Origin of the sequence: Halobacterium sp. KA-6 (assembly GCF_021029015.1) — an archaeon.
Lineage (GTDB): Archaea > Halobacteriota > Halobacteria > Halobacteriales > Halobacteriaceae > Halobacterium.
Genome location: NZ_JAJJZH010000005.1, coordinates 128,188 through 145,719, shown reverse-complemented (window position 1 = coordinate 145,719; position 17,532 = coordinate 128,188). Strand labels below are relative to the sequence as shown.

Sequence of the window (17,532 nt, the reverse complement as noted above, 5' to 3'; positions counted from 1 at the left end):
TCGCCCCCAGCCGTGGCTCCGCGATTCTCTTGGCCGAGAGTCGTTACCGGCTGGTTTCGAACGCGAACGGTCCTGGGTACGACGACTAACTCGGGAGTCGTCAGCACGCAACTTCCCGGACAGACGCCCCATGTCCGGACACCACACCATCTGGCTCGTCGGTTGCTCGCACTGTAGCGAGCTCTGGCTCACCGCCGCCGGCCGCAAGACCACAGACTGCCCTCGCTGTCGGACTACCTACAGGACTCGCACACTCCGCAAGTTCGCCGAGGACACCGACCGCGACGCACTCATCGAGAAGCGCACCCAGATCCTCTCAAGCCGGAGCAACTCACGTGCTCGCGAGCAGTACCGTGCCACCGTCGACGACGCCCTCGCAGACTACGACTCTCTTGAGGACGCCGCCCGGTCGTCACTCACCGACGAAGAGGTAGTCCTCCGCCATATCGGCGCCGACGATGCCGCCGATCTCCTCTACACCAACGAGGAATCGACGACGCCCACACCCTCCTCGCGCTCGGACGCGGAGGAACCCGATTCCGAGCACGCGAACCCCACCTTCGACCCGCTTGGAACCCCACTCCCCGTGGCCGCAACCCCCGGTATTTCGCGTATCCCGCCAGATCAGGATGGCCAGACGGATCTCTCGACGACGGTCGTCCACAGTGGGTTGCAGCCCCAGATGCGGCGCTGGATTCCCACCCTCCTCGAGGAACTCCTCCCGACACTCACCGCCGCTGTTGCTCAGTGGACAGTTGACCAAGACGGCGTCGACCTTGAGGCCGCCAGCACAGAAGCGATTGCGACGGCGCTGCTCGACCAGCTTGAGATCGACCCAGGGACCGTTGAGATCGATGGTGACCGCCAGGCGCCGGTCGAAGTGCGTGCGTGGGTCCGTGACCTCGTCGCGTTCGCCGTCCGTGCCGTCGAGGAAGACACTACTGTTGATGACGCCCCAGGGTCACTGACGCGGATCGGGACCGGCCGTGGATTGCTCAACGCAGGCCGTGCAGCGCTCCGAGCTGGCCCGGTCGCACTGCTCGATGCTCTTGAGGTGACGCCACAGGTCGCTGCGACGCTCAACGAAGGCGAATGGGTTGGCACACGCAGCGAGACACGCGCCCGCTCTCTCGGCGCGCTGGATATCCAGTTGGTGTTCTCGACACCACGCATGGAATCCATTCTCGTCGACGAGCACGCTGACTGGACGAGCCGGCATCTCAGTCTTACCGAGGACGCAGATACCTCCCACCCGTCTAGAACCGACACAGACAGCGATGAGGACGCGGCACTCGCGAGTCAGGCGTGGGACATCATCCGTGACCGCGAGTGGTCGGGTACCGGCTACACGCGCATCCTCGGCAATCTCTCGGCCGCTGGCGCAACCCGCGGCGACCTTGCGGCCGACGACGACGTCGGCCTCTCCGAGGGCAGCATCTACGCGTACGTCCAGGAGCTCGTGGACGCCGGCTTCGTCACCATTGACGACACCACCACACCGAGTAAGGTTGTCCTAACGGAGCTTGGCGCCTCTCTCGCCGGTTATGTCGACTCTTCGGGTGCTGTCCAGTCTCCCGTTCAGGCGAGTCTTACTCAGTCCCCCAACCGCGATACAAGAGAGTGTATTCCCCAAAACCGGCACGACCGGCCCGGGGACGGCCTGGCCGCCGTCGGCCCCCGCACCACCGCCGCCGAGGCGTTCCTCGCGGATACCGGCGACGCCGAGGACGACGGCTATACGCGGTTCCTCGGCCGGTACAGCGGCGGTGAAGCCCCACGCGAGATCGAACCCGCGACGCTCCACCATCAGCTGCAGTCCGCTCGCCGCACTGAGGGCGTAACCGTCGTAGAGGATGCGAACCTCCGGGAATTCGATGATGGCCGTGTCTCGTATCTGTCCGGTGGGCCGGCGTTCGACGATGATGTTGCGGTGGTCTTGGAGTGGGGGAATCCCTTGGCGACGTTGGCACGTCTCGTTGATTCCTTACTCGGCAGTCGGGCGTGGAGTAAGATTCTCCGGCGCAGCCGGCTAGGGAGTGACCTTGAGAATCTGTGGGGCGGCGCCGATGCGTTCGACGCGGCGCTCGCGGACGTCGCGAAGTTCGCGGCGCAGATGGGGTGGATGAGCAGCGGCGAGGAGAACAACTACCACAGCTACCGCGACCGCCTGGAGAGCGTTCGGTGCTCGCTGCTCGAGGAGGTCGGGAAGTTCGATGAGCTCGATTACGACCAGCGCTCGGCACTGGTCTCGAAGCTCATCGGGTTGTTCACGACGGCGACGGCGCTGTACGACGCGGCCGGCTACGACCTCACCGTCCACCTCCGGGTGCCGGACGCGACGCAGTTACGTCGCGACGACGGCCGATACGGCCGCTTCCTCGGGTTCTTCCGGAGTGTCGTGGCGAAACAGGGCGTCTACCGTGGCCCCGAGGGCGTTCACTCCATCTATCGGATGCAGCGCGAGCGCCGCGAGGAGAAGCTGAAGAGCCGGCTGGGCTACGAGATTGATCCCGGAGACCCGCGGGCGGACCTGACGTGCTCGTGGGTGGTCGCCGTCGACGACGCCAGCGACGATGTCGTCAACGACGTCGAGGCCGCCCTCACCGCCGAAGACGACCGGGTTCGGGACCGCATTCAGGACGGCACCGAGGACGCCGCCGTCATGGACGTTCCTGTCCGGAGGGGGAACTCGGTGGCGGCAACCCGGGAGATCGTGGAGGGGTTCGCGATAAAGAAGGGCTTCGGCGCCGGTGCACGCCAAGACCTCGACCGGCTCGCGAACGTGGTCCACGCCGCACTCGGGACCTCCACTCGGGGGCCGTCGCCGTTTGACGTCGCGGCGGCGATGCAGGCCCTCGAGTCCCGGGACCGCGTCGGCGACGAGCTCTCGGTCAGCGCGCTTGCGACTGGCGTCGCGACGCTCCCGGCGAATCGCTTGCTGCCGTCGCTGTTCGAGGGCGAGCGGCCGAAACTTGCGATGCAGAAGATGGTGAAGCTGCTGCTGGCGAGCGACACCCCGGTCTCACGCCAGGAGCTTGTCGACGTCTCATCGGAGAATTCGGTCGACCGCTACCTGCAGCGGTTGCGGGCGTTGGATATCGTCGAGCGTGTCGGGCGGGGTGAGTACCGTGCGTACTTGGAGCCGTGGTGGACACCAGCCAGCGATACCGACGAGCCGTACAACGAGGACCACGAAAGCACCATCGAGGAGGTTTCACTCGGCACGGTGCGGTGGCGAGACGTCCTGTATGGCGCTGCGGATCGGTTGGACCCGGACCTGCCAGAAGACGTTGACGCCGTGAACGTCCACGACCCGGTGTTCTGGACGGACACGGACTTCGAGCGTGTCATCGAGGCAGTTCCGGGGATCGCGCAGTACGAACATTTCCTGCGGGTGTACTTCGAGGATGTCGAAGAGGACGACGAGGAGGTGGTGGCGAGAATCGGGTCACCACCACCCGGCGCGTCACCCGGACAGCAGACGCTTATGGGAGCGCTGGCTGGCGATTAGCTGGTTGGGGGACGTGAGTAAGACGCAGTACGAATCTGGTTGGGGGATGCGAGTAAGAGGCACAGGGATGCAACCTTTTTGATGCCCGACTGTTTCGAGACGGATATGTCTGATACGTCTGCGATTCTCGATGCCCTCCACGGAATCGCATCACGCCTCGGTGCGGATATGAGCGAGAAAGACGTGGAGAACGCGTTCCTCAACGAGAACTTCTATACGCTCCTCGGCTACGATGGTGCGGGCTACGACCTCCGAAGTGAATGGACACTCCCCGACGACCGACGCCCTGACTACGTCACTCTCGACAACAACGAGTCCGTCACCGTAGTCTACGAGTTCAAGACCACCGACCGCGACCTCGACCCTCACGAAGACCAACTATTCCACTACGTCGACCAGCTCAAAGCCGACTACGGCGTCCTCACCAACGGTGACGAACTCCGCCTCTACAGCCGTGACGGCCATTCCCGGATGAAACGTGTCTTCCTCGAAGACGCGACGAATAGTGATGCCGCCGACCTCGAAGCGGCACTCCAGAAACCTGAGTGGGACATTACCGATCCGGAAAGTGTCACGGCATTCCTCGACCGCCTTGACGAAGTGGAACTCGACGGCGAACTCGGACAGGAACACTTCTTCGAGACATTCCGCTTGGAGGAGAACAGTCCGTTTGCCGACCTCGTGACGGCGATGATGGACTTGCTCGTGGAACTCCGCGACGAGCAGGAGGCGAAGTTCGTGGAAGGCGCGTACGATTTCTGGGAGGCCAGCTACGCCAGCGAACCCGACGAGACACCCGACTCGTGGGAACCCTTCATCGACGGCCAGCAGTCCCTCCGCGACTTCATGTTCTGCTTGGAATCCGGCCACGCACTCCTCGCCCGGCTCCTCTTGGCGAAGGCCACAGATGACCACGACTTCTTCCCCAACAAGACGGGGCTCCGCCGATACTTCGATGAACTTGGTGGATTCAGTGGTTCCATCGAGCTGGACGCCTACCCGATTGCGGCGAACGGGATGATCGAGGATATGCGCAACCACCTCGTTCAGAGCCTCTTTGAGGACGATATTTTCATCTGGTGGACGGACGGCTATGGCAAAGAAACCGCCAGCCAGCACAAGAATCCGTACAGTCGGTTCGAGTCTGTCGCGAAAGAGGGGAGTGATGTGAGCCGTGTCAGCCCGGCGACCCGCGAACGGTTCAGTCGCGCCATCGCGCACGTCTCCTTTGCCGTGCTGAAGTTCGACTTCGCGGAGGTTCAGGGCGACCCGTTGGGCGACCTCTACCAGCGATACTTCGACCCGGAGACAAGGAAGGCCCTCGGGGAGTTCTACACGCCACAGCCGGTCATCGACTACATCATGGATGGTGTCGATTACGATGTTGGCGTCTCTCAGGAGCGTATCATCGACCCATCCTGTGGTTCCGGTACGTTCCTCGTGGAAGCCGTCAACCGCTACCTCGACGACGTCCGCCGGTACAACGACGACCCGGATTGGTCGGAACACCTCACCGAACTGTGTACGACACCCCACATCGTCGGGCTGGACATCCATCCGTTCGCGGTGTTGATGGCACAGATTCGCTTCATGGTCGCCATCCTCCCCGAGTACAAGCAGGCGAAACAGGAGGACGAGGACTTCACGATTCGCCGGCTCCCGATCTTCCGAACAGACTCTTTGCGGAATGAGCGGGAATTAACGGGTATCGACCTCGGGGATGAGGGCCAGACGCAGATGACGTTAGACTCGATCACGGAGGACAACCAAGACGTGAAGATTCCCGTACCCCTCCCCATCGAAGTCGATGAGGACGAGGTGGCCGATTCAGAATTGGAGGACGGCTTCCTCGTTCAGCGGGTGCGGATGCCGAAGTACGACACGGCCAAGGTGAACGCTGGCGTGCGGAACTTCGGGGAGTATTACGCGGCGTTACAGGGCGTTCTGGACGTGGTGAAGTTCCACATGCAGGAAGGCTGGTGGGAGTACGGCGGCGGCCTCGAAGAAGGCATCCACCGCTACACGACCCGTGAATACGATGGCGTCGAGGACTTCTTCGAGCCGTACGTTAACGACGTTCTCGCGACGGTGCGTTACCTGCGGGAAGAACACGGCGACGGACGGCTGTTCAAGATGTTCGAGGACAGCGTTCTCGCGCTCGTCGTCAAGAACTACATGGACTACCAGTACGTCGTCGGGAACCCGCCCTACGTTCGCATCCAGAACCTTCCCGACCAGCAGAAATCAGTTCTCGATGAACTGTATGAGTCCACGACGGGCAACTACGACCTCTACTGTCCGTTCTACGAGCGAGGGCTTGACTGGCTGGAAGAAGGGACGGGGAAACTCGGCTACATCACGCCGAATCAGTTCATGGTGACTGACTACGGGGATGGCCTTCGTCGTGTACTCCGCAGAGAAGCGGCTCTCGATGAGGTGTACGATTTCCGGGATTCCGGCGTGTTCAAGGACGCAACGAACTACCCCGCCATCGTAATTGCGGAAGACGAGCCGGACAAAGAGGCCCGAGAGGAGAACCAAATTCGGTGCGTGCGTGTGAAAGCGAACGTCGATGAGGACACCGGGCGAGCGTTAGACGAGGAAATCGTCGCCGCCGTGCGCGACCACCGTAACGAACCCGGATACTCTGACGAGTTCATCGACGTGTTCGACTTCCCACAGGGAGAACTTGGCGACGGCTACTGGTCGATGATGCCGCCGGAGGAGTTGGAGGTCTTTCGGAAACTCGAAGACAAATCCGACGACCGCATCGAGTCTGTGACGGATGCGGTCTTCCAAGGGATACGGACGAGCGCAAACAAGATCTACATCGTTGAGGTACTTGATGCCGACCGGATAGAGTCAGACGATACTGGAGATGTTGTAACCGTCGTTCCCACGGGAGAGTCAAACCAGTACGAGATCGAGACAGACCTTCTCCGACCGTTCCTACAAGGGGACGAAGTCAAACGTTGGCGGGGAGATTGGTCGGGCCTGCACGTCGTTCATCCCTACTATGCGGAGAACGACGAGACCGGAGAACTTGACGCAGGACTCTACCCAGAGGACTACCTTCGTGAGAGCCTTCCGAAGACGTGGGAATTCTTCACGGAACACAAGGAGGCACTCGAAAGTCGAGAAGGTGGCCGAATGGAGGGACGAGATGATTGGTACGGATACATCTATCCCAAGAATCTCGGGAAATTCGAGAACCCGAAAATCATCCAAGCACACATCTCGGAGGATGCTACCTTTATGATCGACGAGCCAGGGACGTGGTACTTCACGACGGCCTATGGTGTCCTCTTAACTGAAAGTTTCCGAGAAAACACACAGGAGATTGCTTGCCAGTTGAACTCAAAGACTCTGGACTTCTACTTCAAGCACATCACGACCGTCAAAGCAGGAGGGTACTATGAGTATCGCTCACAGTACGTCGAAAAACTCCCATGCATAACTACGGCATCAGACGGGGAGTTCGATACTCTCCGCGAGAAGGCCGGTCGGATTACCGATACTATCGACGTGGATAGTCGAACTGCTCGTTTCCCCGAAGCCTACCTTGGAGACTTCGACGGCGATCTTGGTTACATCGACTACGAGTGGCAGACCCGACGCTACCCGGTGAACGCCGACATTCAGGAGAAGACGGATGGTCGCTTCGCTGTGACGGCTGGCCGCTCCGACGAGATTACTGACCCGCTGATGGACAGAGGCGACCGCGAGGAGCAGAAACTTAGAGCGCAATACGTTCACGCCGCCGTTGACGGTAGGAGTATGAAGAAGGGGGAGGAACAGACGATTCCGATTCCACAGTCTCGGGAAGGGGTGGAAGAACTCATCGAGGCGTTGGAATCTGACCGGCAGACAGTCGAGGAGACGAGTATTGAAGACCTCGAAGCAGAGATCGACCAAACGGTGTACGAGATGTTCGACCTAACCGACGAAGAGCGGGAGGTTATCGAGGACTATCTCGAAGTGTTCTAATTACCTGAGTACGCTGTTTTCGGCGTAATCCGGATACTTGGAATATACGAGGTCGATCAGTTCGGGAAGCGGTATATCGCCGTATTCCTCTATGATTCTCTCGGCTTCTTGGACAATACGCCCAAATTCATTCTCAGAGACTTGCTCTTCAACGAACTCCTGCCCATCTGATTCGAGCTGATATTCGTACTTTACAATATCATCTTCCTCGTCCAATTCCTCTTTCGAGTCTTCGATTAACCCTCGCTCGATGTGGCTATCCAGGTCGTCGTAGAGGGTACTTGAGAACGGCCCATAATCGTAGGGTTCGAATCGATAGGTGTCTGTTGGGTCGAGGTCGTTCAAGTTCCCCTCCATCTGCATCAGGAAGATGAGCTTTTGGAATCGGGTTCGCCCATCAATCTGATGCTCCTCATCAGCGTACAACAATGCGAGTGGGAGCATCTTTCTGGTGTTCATGTTTGGGCCTCTACTTCTTCTTGCGCGTGTGTTTGAAAGTCATTCACTATAATACTTGCAACGTCTGAGTCTTCAAATGAGAGCGTTGCGTCCTGAGTGCCGATATTCAGAAGGACGCGCTCCTCGTCTATGACATAGTACGAAGACCGATTGTGGTCGTCGGCAACGTTCGTGGTAGCACCTGACTTCTCTAATCTGTCTAACGTCTCTGAGGAGTGGGGGGTGCCGATAATTCTAACATCGATATTGTTCTCCAGGGCTTTCTCGATTGCTTCGATCACATCACGGGTAGCCCACGCTAATCGGGTGTCGAATCCGACGATGGATTCGTCGGCCTCCTTGATGAGGTTGCAAAGCTCGGTATTCATCCCATCTTGTCCGGAGAGTACCCACGCAGAGTCCTCGGCGTCAGGCCCCCGTTCGATTTGTACTTCCCACGCTTCTTCGAGACTTTCGAGAATCTCGTCCGATTCAGATTCAAATCGTTCCCGCTCTTTTTCGATGACGTGACGCGGGTTCTGAGCGATGTACCGCTTCGGATTTTCACCTCTAACCTTGACGTACCCTTGCTCGTGAAGGCTGTTTAGCGGCTGGTACACCTTTGCGGGTTGCGCGTCAATACGAGCCGCTACTTGACTCGCTTTCATTTCTCCAAACTTCACGAGAGCATGGTAACAAGCTGATTCATACTTTCCCCATCCGAGTCGACTCAACTCATCGCCCAGTTGTTCCATCCTACTACTAATCTCACAAAGGCGGACAACATCAATTCTGTGGTGGCCTACACCACTACTCAGAAGTAGTTGATAGCCACTTCTATATCTGGAATATCAGGAAAAATACTAAGTCAAACCCTCACATACCCCAAGGTGATGGAACGAGTGCATTCGTGGAACACCGCTTTCCACATGGCTCAGCAGGAGTACGGCGAGAAAGTCAAGATCTCGAAGCGGGCCGTCGGTGGCATCCCTTCACGGTTCACGGAATCTCCTATGTCACTCCACATGGGGGCGAATAAGGTGTACCGTGATCAGCAGGCCACGGATAGCTTCCAGATTCGAGAGTACGACGACTACTACACGGTACAGATGGACAAGCACAACCCGGATGACGGAAACGCCGTCAAGCACGCGATGACCGACGCTCTGCCCTACACGCTTACGGCGGTCGGCATCGGTGCGATGGTCTTCGGTGGTGGCGGAGGGTAAAATCGAATGTCGCTTCCCGTCGCCTATCTCGGTGCGATTGTTGGATTCGTTGTCGGCGTTCTGTTTAACGCTCGGCTGTTCGGGCAGACGTCGAGGGCGGGCTACCACGGTCGGAGTGGGCAATTCAGAACAAAATCGGATGCCATGTTCGGAAAAGCAGCGTCTATCGCCTTCACTACCGTAGCCGGGTTCTTCGCTGGCCCGATGCTCTACGGGTTCTTCGCCACTAATCCACTCGCGGGTGCCGTTGGCGTTCTCGGCCTACTGTACGTTGGGCTACACAAAGAAGTTGATGCGTGGAACCCGTGAATGGTACTCGAATCCACAGGCATCAGGGATCGTTATATAATCAGAAGGACTTTTGTGTGCCTTCCCGTACCAACAACTGCCTCTCAAGAAAAACAATAGGAGGTCATTATGAGTGATAGCAATTCCTTCAAGACGACGAGCAACGGCGAGACTACCGTTCAAATCGGCAATCACACGGGAATCGAAACCCCGTTCTTTGCCCCTGAGGTCAAGAACTGGCATTACGATCTCCACGTAACCCTCGACTATCGAGAAGCACTCGACGATTACAATCCGATTTTAGTGCCGGCTTGGGACTGGCCTCGTCTCCGGGAGAAGAATGCAATCCTCCAGAGAACGGGCGAGGATGGAGAGACGCCGATCGGGGAGAACGAGGTGGAAAAACTGGAAGAGAATCATCCCCTGATTCATTTCTTCCCGCCAGAGCTTTTCGCCTTTCGCGGGAAAACAAACATACTGCGAACGTACTTGTTGAAGCACGACAAGGAGGCAAAGTCCGAGTTTAAGACTGCGTTCCAAGAGGGTAAAATCGAAACTGCTCTTGACTACCTCCCTAAGTTCACTCGGCCTTTCATCCGGTCGAATTTCAACCCGATACTACGAGACTTTGGCGTCGCAAAGGGCGCGGTCTCGGATACTGGAGAAGACCCCGGTGAAATCTGGAAGAATCTTCCGGAGTTGCACTATGACGGGTTCTTTAGCCAAATAGCAGATGAAGCGATGGGTCTTCCAAGTTCCGTTGTCATCCCTCCTGTACCCCTCATTAGGCGGTATGATAGTGATCTGATTTCAGCGGTCTGTAAAGCGAACTCCAAAATGTCGGAGTTTGCTCGAACGGATGGAGAACCGCGTTCTTTCTTCCATCTGTACTTGCACTATTCCGCCTTCTCAGACGGAAGTGGCAATGAAGAAGATACGGCCTCAAAAGCGCTGAAAATACTTCGAAGTGAAGTTGAGAGGGGAGATTATGCTGGAATTGCGCTTACGGTTTACAAAGGAGAGGAAGTGTTCGAGAGCAGCACGGCCCCCCGCGTTGGGACGTTCTTCCGAAACCTCAGTTCTTTCGCGGAAGAACAGAGCCTTCCCCTAATCTGCCCGCGTTCGGAGTGGCTTGGACTCTGGGCAACTGATACCGGGGTAGATGGGTTTAGTTCGCTCTATAACGGGAATTGGGTCTACCGTTCCGGTGCGGGTGTTGATGATGTTGACCAATATGGGTACACGATGGTTCCCTCCGAGTCCCGTTCTCTCAAACTCCAATCAAGTGACGGGACAGATATTGAAGACCATATCTCGAACGGCGGTCTCTCAGGATTGGACGAACTTCCTGATGTGCCTCCGAAGCCACCCGCAGATTACGAACCGGAAAACGAGCTTCAAGCTAAGTATGGGTCGTCCTTCTACTATCGTCGGAACTTCGGGAAACCCCAGAAGTTGAATCACGTATGGGAAGCCCGCCAAGTACGATCTGCCGGGGATTCCTCGCCAGCTCGCGACCACTTGGATGACTCGAAGAACGAATACGTGGAGTTTGAGGATGACTCCTGATTAGTCATCCAGAAGCAAGTCAAATCTTAGCGGAATCAGATTCTCCGTATCTTTATCCGGTTGCCAGAAAAAGCAACTCGAAATGACGCTTCGTGAGGAGTTATCTGAATATGCGGAACGCTCTGCGGGTCTGATCGATGACTCCCCGCAGATGGACGAGGAGAACACCAAGCGGAAGATCATCGAACCGCTGATCGAGCTACTCAGGTGGAATATTCTCTCGTCAGACGTCGAGCTTGAGTATTCTGTCCAGATGGGATCGGGGACGAAGAAGGTCGATTACGCGCTCAAACGGGAAGGGACGCCAGTTGTCTTCGTGGAGGCAAAGGGATGTGATACGCCCCTCGACCAAAGCCACGAGAATCAGCTGAAAAGCTATATGCGTCAGGTCGGGGTCGATTGGGGCCTCCTTACGAATGGACGGAAATTCGAGATATTCCGCCGTGACGTATCCAGCAACCGGCCTAACGAAATCTCTCTCGCGGAGTTCTCCATCGAGGATGTGCCAAACAACGAAGACCCTCTAAAGGCACTCTCGCAGGAGTATATCGACTCGGGGGAGTCACGACAGATTGCCAAAAAGATTGAAGCGGTACAGAACGCAGTCGCTTCACTTCGGGAGAACAAGGGAACCCTCGCAGAAGATGTGACGGGAGAGGTTACGGCGGTCGCTGGTAATGCTGTGTCACAGCAAGTTGAGGATGCAGCGAAAGCCTTCGTCGATGATCTGGTCGAGACGCTGGAAGAACAGGCCCACCGGACGGCAGTTGTTCAAGACCCCCCGAGAGGTGACGGATCAGAGGATGGGGAGTATGTGATTCGGCTCACCCGAAACGGGAGAGACGCCTTTCGAGTGGCTGAGGACGTCCAATCCGAGGCAGTTGGATCACTCGTGAACTACCTCATAGGAGAGGAGCGGCTTCTTGACGAGATCGATATACCCTACATTCCCGGTACAGGACAGGGAAGTCGAGCGCTTCTCAACGACGAACCCACGCATCCGAACGGTTCGGAAATGCGGGGACAACAGAGAGTGTCGGGTGGCTACTACTTACTCACGAACCTAAGTTCTGAAGACAAGAAACGATACGTATCAGAACTTCCGGAGAAGGTGGATCTGGAGATAGAGTTCTCCGACAATTGGTGATTTGAGTCAGTTCTTCGACCGCCACAGTATCCGAGAGGGAAAACTTCCCTCCAGAAGCGCAACAGCCCGGTTGATATCCCACGGGGACGCTACATCGAGGGGTGACCTGTTGGAAAATTTCGCCCCTCGACTGTGGGCCGGAGTCCCGCATCGCAGCTCGTCCACACCGGAGAGATGAACTTCCAGCTATTGATATCGCCCCAATCGTCAACGCCCAACAGGCCGATGGGATACCCTTCCGCTAGGCCACGTAGGGCTCTGGTCGCTCACGGCGTTCCTCCTTACACTTGACCGTTTTGTACATGGGAATCTCCCCGTAGTTGAGCGCAGCCTGTCGAAGCTCCTACCGCTTGGAGACGGTGAGGTGGTCCTGCGGCTTCTGCCTGTTCCCGATGGAGAACGAGCGGTCAAGTTCCTACTCGTCTTCACCGTACTCGCTGTGCCGCCATCTAAATCGTGTCAAAAATAGGCCAAACCTCCGCGTCGGCGAGCCGTCCATCGAGCACGAATCCCCGAACACCGTTGAGATACGGCTGACGGCGCGCTATAAGCCCGACGACGAGGACGACCATGAGACAGACCAGTTGTGGTACACGAAGACGGAGCCGCTGACGGCGCTGCGCATCACGGACCTCACGGAGACCGAGGCCGACCTCATCAAGGCGTTCGTTCCGGTCGCCGTCGACGAAGCCGCGGATTCGCGAACTTCCGAGAGACGGCGACGAAGACGAATTCGCTGGTAGACCGCCTGCGCAAGCTCACGCTGCCCGCCGTCGACGACGTCCGCAAGGGCCTGGAGATCTACACCGAAACGGTCGAGCACGCCGAGGAGCTGGAGGCGAAGGTCGAGCGCACGGACGACCTCACCGACAAGATTGTCTACGAGCTCTATGGTCTCACCGACGAGGAAGTTGATATTGTCGAGGAGACGGTCGCGGACTGACTCTGCTCACATACTCGAGGGAACCGTTAGTCCAACTCGACATAGCCCTCTGGCTACTGGACATTGAGCAATACCTCATGAACAGCCTTGGCCTAGTCATCTGAGATCCGGACCCACGACCGGGAACCAGGGCGTACTCATACCACCGCGAGCGCACGCCGTCTTCCAGGAGACGTAGCCTCTGTGTCGTCGCTATTCGCTGTCGCTAGCCGGGGACCATCTTTGTGATCTCTACAGGTGGTTCACGTTACGCTCTTCACCTGGACTGCGTGAGGACCGTAGTCCAAGCTCCCGGATTGAGTTTGCCCTTGTTGAGTCCATACTATTCCGGGATTCGTGCTCACCAGGACACTGGCATGGACCTTAACTTGTGGAAGTCCACGTATTGATCGCTCGAACACCCGAATCGCGGCTGCCATCGTGTGAACGAGATACTGCGATTCGTGTGCATATTCGGGAAACGGATTCTCGTCGCGTGTGACCCCGAGGGTGACCCTGCGTAGCCCTCGATTGTCTCTCGATAGAACACCAAATTATAGATTCGCGTACTTCTCACTCCACCCGCTCATATTCGACGTATTCATTCACCTTTTCTCTCAACGAGCTCCACTCGGGGTGAAAATTCTGCCCCGTGTGATAGGGAACATCCATCATCGTATCAACCATCTCTCTGATAATCGGTTCACGGAATTCCTCCAAGCTAACTCCCTCTGGAAGCTTCTCAGTGTCTATATCATCATCCATGCCTGCCAAAACCATGTTCCTCAGCTTCTCTCTCCTGTTATCATCTACTCGAACCTCTTGCTCTCGAATTTCCTCCCGTATATCATCTTGACGCGGGTCCTCGACGAAGAACTCCAGATGGCTTGGGTCAAATTGGGTCTCGTAAGAGTCCATGAAACCGTATAGCAACTCTAACATCTGGCGTCGAAAACCAACGGCTGATTCAAAATCCGTGACTTGATCAAAATCACCGAGATGTTCTATAGGAGAACCAAATCCTGCCTCTGATTCTTCAGCTAGTACTTCCAACGCCATACAGATGAAGTAGTATGCGTGATGCGCGGAGATTTCATCAGTTGGCCAGTACACTGATTTTCCAGAAATATTCATATCTGTGTACAAGCAGGCGTTTCTAACGTTCATCCACTTGTTTGATTTACCTAAATACAGTATTCCTGAAGAAAGGTTGAGGTCCGCCTCATCATGTCTCCCGTGACGGCGTACAGCGCCGTGGTTGGCTGCTAAACCTGACGCCGCCGCCCGAATCGCCTTTGTGCTATGGTTCTGGAGGAAATCATGGATTTCTCCGTCATATATTCTCACAGGTTCATAGTGTTCAAACGCGTCTCCCTGTACTATCTGGAGTGTTCTTGCCTTGCCCATTTCTTCAATCGCAGTAATAGCGAGGAAACAGGAATGAGCATATGCGTGAGACTCAAACACACCGATAGCGCTCGTAACATGGTTGAACGCCGTCTCACCTATATGGACTCGTGTCTCCGCTAAGGTTTCTCGAACGCCCTCATCAAATTCCTTCATATTCCCCTTATATGCAAACAATAGAATAAGTTTGTCTCCCCTATGGATTGAGGGAACCAACGATTGGCTGAACTCAGAATTTTCGCGCGTCCCCAAGGGGCCGGTTTCGGGTAGAGGCTGAGCGGGGCGTGGGGAGTGTTTTGGGTTTGTGGCCTTAGCCACACCTGTCACAACCAACCGACCAATTGAGCCCTTCTGGTGGTTTCTGGGTAATCGCTAGGGCGTGTCAGTCGGTTTTCCGGTGGGGGCGACAACATATTCGCGGAGGTCTTCGATTGCAGTTTCAAGATCGTTTATCCGTCGCCTGACTTGGGTCAACTGCCGCGTATCGGTGGTCGCGTTCCGGTGGGCATCTGCTACCGCAGTTAGTCGTGTTTCGATCATCGACAGCGCTTCGTCATACGTCTCCCAGTCTGGATTTCGGTAGAGTGTCGGGTTCACATATTGCTTCGACCGCGGGTTCGGACAGTCAACACGGAGTTGGACCCCACGGAGATCAGACCCCATGTTCATGAAACGATTCACAATACGGTCCTCTGACTCATCGTCAAACTGGGGGTCGTCCCGGACCGCGCGCTTGAGTTGTTGGACGACCTCCCAACTGGTTTCAAGGCGTTCATAGTACGGGTTCTCCTCTAATTCGCCTGCACTGTAGGCTGGCCGATCAACGAGTGGGTAACTGTCCAAGGAGTGATTGCGGTCGTCGACGATACGATACCAGCGTCGTCGATCGCTGAGCAGCCAGATTGAGAGTTCACGCCCGTCTAGCTCGTGGGGGTCGTTCGCCGGCATGAGGGGGATGAGAAGCCGTTGATCGTATTCCTCGAGGCCGGGGTCAGTGATTTTCTGGTGCGCATCCCCGGTGTTGGATTTAATGTTGAGGTAGCCGGTTTTGCCGACGAGGGGGTCAGGGGTGTTGACACCTTTATCGGTGATATAGAGGGGTTTGACAGGAACGCTCTGGACAGTTACATCACGTATTTCGCCGCTGTCAATGGCTTGGGTCTTGGTTGCTGGTTTAATGTAGAGTGAGTCGTCGTCAGGGCAGGTCGCATAGAGCATCGTTTCATCGGACTCCGGGGCGAGTGTGACTAGTGGGGATGGTGAGTCCGTGTCTGTTACCTCGGCGGTTGTGGTGACGGGGGTGTCGGACGATGGGGGTTGCCAGGTGATGGTGAGGACTGTTTCAGGGGGAATTGTTTTGAGGAGTTCGTGGTCCCGGAGATTGGATAGGGAGTTTTCGACGCCGTCGAGTGGGGATTGGGGTTGAGTGGAGGGGGTTGTCATTACGTGGGGGTTTGGACTAATTCGGTAAAAGGCTATTCACGGTTCCGTTTAGTATAATAGACGATTCCGTTAGTTTTGTTCTACACTTCGATAAGAGTAATAATACGGCGGAAGAGGACAGAGACAATGAGACAGCCCGGAGACTGGATGCAAAACCCCACTGACGACCGCATCCTCGAAGTCCTCGACTCTGGGCTTGAACTCGGCCCCGCCGCAATCGGCCACAACATCGACCGCTCACGATCCTGGGTAAGTCAACGCCTTAGTGTCCTCGTCGAGTACGGGCTCGTGACCGAAGCAAAACCTGGCTATTACGGACTCACTGACGATGGACGACGCTATCTAGCTGGTGAACTCGACGCCAGCAACCTCGATAACTAGCTTCCTGATCCTCGCTTATCTCGTTTTCGAAGGCGTTCCTCAATGGTGACGAGGTCAGCAATGAATCGGTGGGTCACATCGGCGTGGTCACTGGGTTGCCGTCGTACATTCGCAGCACAACCTCGCGGACGGTAGCCGGGTCGCGGTCGATCGCTTCGGATCGCTATACAGCGGGCATGTGAATTGTTCTATGACACCCTCAGGAGTAGTCAATCACAACTGGCTCCTGTATCAGATGTCGCAGAGGGCAACACCTAATCATCCGAATGGAAGTGGCATCGATTACTCGACCCACTCAATGTCCGTTGGCACACACCGCCGTTATCCGTCTCAGCACCACAAATCGATCTATCCTCTTTGTGAGCCCGACACCGGTCCTCTGGTTCATCTACCGGACGAGTACACTCTGTTCCCCGTGCCGTCTCGGCGTTACAGGTGTGGTCATTCCGATGAAATGAGCACTGGTCAACATCTTTTGACTGAGAGATAGCCCTCATACAACGACCTCCATCAGTTGTCTCAGCCAGACAGTGGGTTGACTCGTTCACTTCGGAGTGATGAAAACATGACCCTCCCGGTTCCAGTGCTGGAGATTGGCACGTTCCTCCATCATCCAGCTCTGCACCACAGATAGGTAATCCATCTTCTGTGGAGTGATGTACGCATCGCTCGTCTGGATCGTCGACGAGGAATTCACACCGGCTTCCATTGTCAAGCAACGCCCCGCATACTGCTGTGCTACCGCTATGGCGGGCACAACGATCTGCTCCCGTCTCTGCCGGCCTGCTACACGTCTCGCCAGACCCGAGTTCAGCGTCACAAATAAACGGATTTCTATCACGACAGTATGGCCCAACTTGCTCTGAAAAGCTCATATCCTCTCTTGTCCCTTCTGTGACGCCTATCGCTTCCCCAATCTCCACACGTGTAAACCCATGTTCAGCCAAGATTACTGGATACGTGTATCGGAGGACCTCTACGTTCATTCGGGCAATCCCGCATTTATCCCCGAATTTATCGACGGCTCGCCTCAGAACGGCATTTGAAGGCGTCAAATCGTAGAGGTCAAAGAAGTCTTCCAGTGCACCGATGGCGTCGTTGTGTTGGACTGGAATTGAGCGAGTATTATCGAAAGTGTATGTTCCATTGCAGCATCTACACCCATCTCCACGTTCGGCGTCGCCCGTTAGTTGCCAGCGTCCAGTGGGGC

At 56.5% G+C, this 17,532-nt stretch carries 12 protein-coding genes and 1 pseudogene; 8 read left to right on the top strand and 5 right to left on the bottom strand.

Annotation, left to right across the window (positions count from 1 at the left end):
- Positions 1 to 130: 130 nt before the first annotated feature.
- Positions 131 to 3,511 carry a DUF5817 domain-containing protein gene (locus LPA46_RS11770; RefSeq protein ID WP_230892657.1) on the top strand — a complete coding sequence of 1,127 codons (3,381 nt, stop codon included), beginning with the start codon at positions 131 to 133 and terminating at the stop codon, positions 3,509 to 3,511.
- A 105-nt stretch (positions 3,512 to 3,616) separates the two neighbouring features.
- Positions 3,617 to 7,498 carry an Eco57I restriction-modification methylase domain-containing protein gene (locus LPA46_RS11765; RefSeq protein WP_230892656.1) on the top strand — a complete coding sequence of 1,294 codons (3,882 nt, stop codon included), beginning with the start codon at positions 3,617 to 3,619 and terminating at the stop codon, positions 7,496 to 7,498.
- Here the strand turns inward: LPA46_RS11765 and LPA46_RS11760 are convergent, their stop codons facing one another.
- Together LPA46_RS11760 and LPA46_RS11755 are read right to left on the bottom strand one after the other, a co-directional pair.
- Entirely contained in the window at positions 7,499 to 7,957 is a 459-nt protein-coding gene (locus LPA46_RS11760; RefSeq protein WP_230892655.1) for a SocA family protein, read from the bottom strand.
- The gene (locus tag LPA46_RS11755) at positions 7,954 to 8,691 is read right to left on the bottom strand and encodes a TrmB family transcriptional regulator (protein ID WP_230892654.1); all 738 of its coding nucleotides are present in this window, start codon (positions 8,689 to 8,691) and stop codon (positions 7,954 to 7,956) included. Before LPA46_RS11755 ends, LPA46_RS11760 begins: the two co-directional genes overlap by 4 nt.
- 138 nt (positions 8,692 to 8,829) lie before the next feature.
- On the opposite strand from LPA46_RS11755, the gene LPA46_RS11750 reads away from it, so the two are divergent.
- The 5 genes and pseudogenes from LPA46_RS11750 to LPA46_RS11730 all read left to right on the top strand — a co-directional run.
- Entirely contained in the window at positions 8,830 to 9,165 is a 336-nt protein-coding gene (locus LPA46_RS11750; RefSeq protein ID WP_230892653.1) for a hypothetical protein, read from the top strand.
- Between the two features lie 6 nt (positions 9,166 to 9,171).
- Positions 9,172 to 9,474 carry a hypothetical protein gene (locus LPA46_RS11745; protein WP_230892652.1) on the top strand — a complete coding sequence of 101 codons (303 nt, stop codon included), beginning with the start codon at positions 9,172 to 9,174 and terminating at the stop codon, positions 9,472 to 9,474.
- 108 nt (positions 9,475 to 9,582) lie between these two features.
- A complete protein-coding gene (locus tag LPA46_RS11740; protein WP_230892651.1) occupies positions 9,583 to 11,022 on the top strand; it encodes a hypothetical protein in 1,440 nt (479 codons plus the stop codon).
- Between the two features lie 82 nt (positions 11,023 to 11,104).
- Entirely contained in the window at positions 11,105 to 12,169 is a 1,065-nt protein-coding gene (locus LPA46_RS11735) for a type I restriction enzyme HsdR N-terminal domain-containing protein (RefSeq protein WP_230892650.1), read from the top strand.
- Positions 12,170 to 12,630: 461 nt separating this feature from the next.
- Positions 12,631 to 13,112, top strand: a pseudogene (locus LPA46_RS11730) (hypothetical protein); the annotation flags it as partial.
- Between the two features lie 552 nt (positions 13,113 to 13,664).
- Here the strand turns inward: LPA46_RS11730 and LPA46_RS11725 are convergent.
- Together LPA46_RS11725 and LPA46_RS11720 are read right to left on the bottom strand one after the other, a co-directional pair.
- Positions 13,665 to 14,654, bottom strand: coding sequence for an AbiV family abortive infection protein (locus LPA46_RS11725; protein WP_230892648.1), 990 nt, complete (start codon positions 14,652 to 14,654; stop codon positions 13,665 to 13,667).
- A gap of 216 nt (positions 14,655 to 14,870) precedes the next feature.
- Complete coding sequence (locus LPA46_RS11720) at positions 14,871 to 15,941, bottom strand: hypothetical protein (protein ID WP_230892647.1); 1,071 nt, start codon at positions 15,939 to 15,941, stop codon at positions 14,871 to 14,873.
- Positions 15,942 to 16,067: 126 nt separating this feature from the next.
- On the opposite strand from LPA46_RS11720, the gene LPA46_RS11715 reads away from it, so the two are divergent.
- Positions 16,068 to 16,322, top strand: coding sequence for a winged helix-turn-helix domain-containing protein (locus tag LPA46_RS11715; protein WP_230892646.1), 255 nt, complete (start codon positions 16,068 to 16,070; stop codon positions 16,320 to 16,322).
- A gap of 544 nt (positions 16,323 to 16,866) precedes the next feature.
- Here LPA46_RS11715 and LPA46_RS11710 read toward each other — a convergent pair.
- Positions 16,867 to 17,163, bottom strand: a complete 297-nt coding sequence (locus LPA46_RS11710; RefSeq protein WP_230892645.1) for a hypothetical protein — start codon at positions 17,161 to 17,163, stop codon at positions 16,867 to 16,869.
- Between the last annotated feature and the right edge of the window lie 369 nt (positions 17,164 to 17,532).

Excerpts from the sequence above, each read along its gene's own strand:
- LPA46_RS11725 (WP_230892648.1), bottom strand. The coding sequence starts at position 14,654 with ATGAAGGAATTTGATGAGGGCGTTCGAGAAACCTTAGCGGAGACACGA.
- LPA46_RS11735 (WP_230892650.1), top strand. The coding sequence starts at position 11,105 with ATGACGCTTCGTGAGGAGTTATCTGAATATGCGGAACGCTCTGCGGGT.
- LPA46_RS11720 (WP_230892647.1), bottom strand. The coding sequence starts at position 15,941 with ATGACAACCCCCTCCACTCAACCCCAATCCCCACTCGACGGCGTCGAA.
- LPA46_RS11750 (WP_230892653.1), top strand. The coding sequence starts at position 8,830 with ATGGAACGAGTGCATTCGTGGAACACCGCTTTCCACATGGCTCAGCAG.
- LPA46_RS11770 (WP_230892657.1), top strand. The coding sequence starts at position 131 with ATGTCCGGACACCACACCATCTGGCTCGTCGGTTGCTCGCACTGTAGC.
- LPA46_RS11715 (WP_230892646.1), top strand. The coding sequence starts at position 16,068 with ATGAGACAGCCCGGAGACTGGATGCAAAACCCCACTGACGACCGCATC.
- LPA46_RS11755 (WP_230892654.1), bottom strand. The coding sequence starts at position 8,691 with ATGGAACAACTGGGCGATGAGTTGAGTCGACTCGGATGGGGAAAGTAT.
- LPA46_RS11760 (WP_230892655.1), bottom strand. The coding sequence starts at position 7,957 with ATGAACACCAGAAAGATGCTCCCACTCGCATTGTTGTACGCTGATGAG.
- LPA46_RS11745 (WP_230892652.1), top strand. The coding sequence starts at position 9,172 with ATGTCGCTTCCCGTCGCCTATCTCGGTGCGATTGTTGGATTCGTTGTC.
- LPA46_RS11765 (WP_230892656.1), top strand. The coding sequence starts at position 3,617 with ATGTCTGATACGTCTGCGATTCTCGATGCCCTCCACGGAATCGCATCA.
- LPA46_RS11740 (WP_230892651.1), top strand. The coding sequence starts at position 9,583 with ATGAGTGATAGCAATTCCTTCAAGACGACGAGCAACGGCGAGACTACC.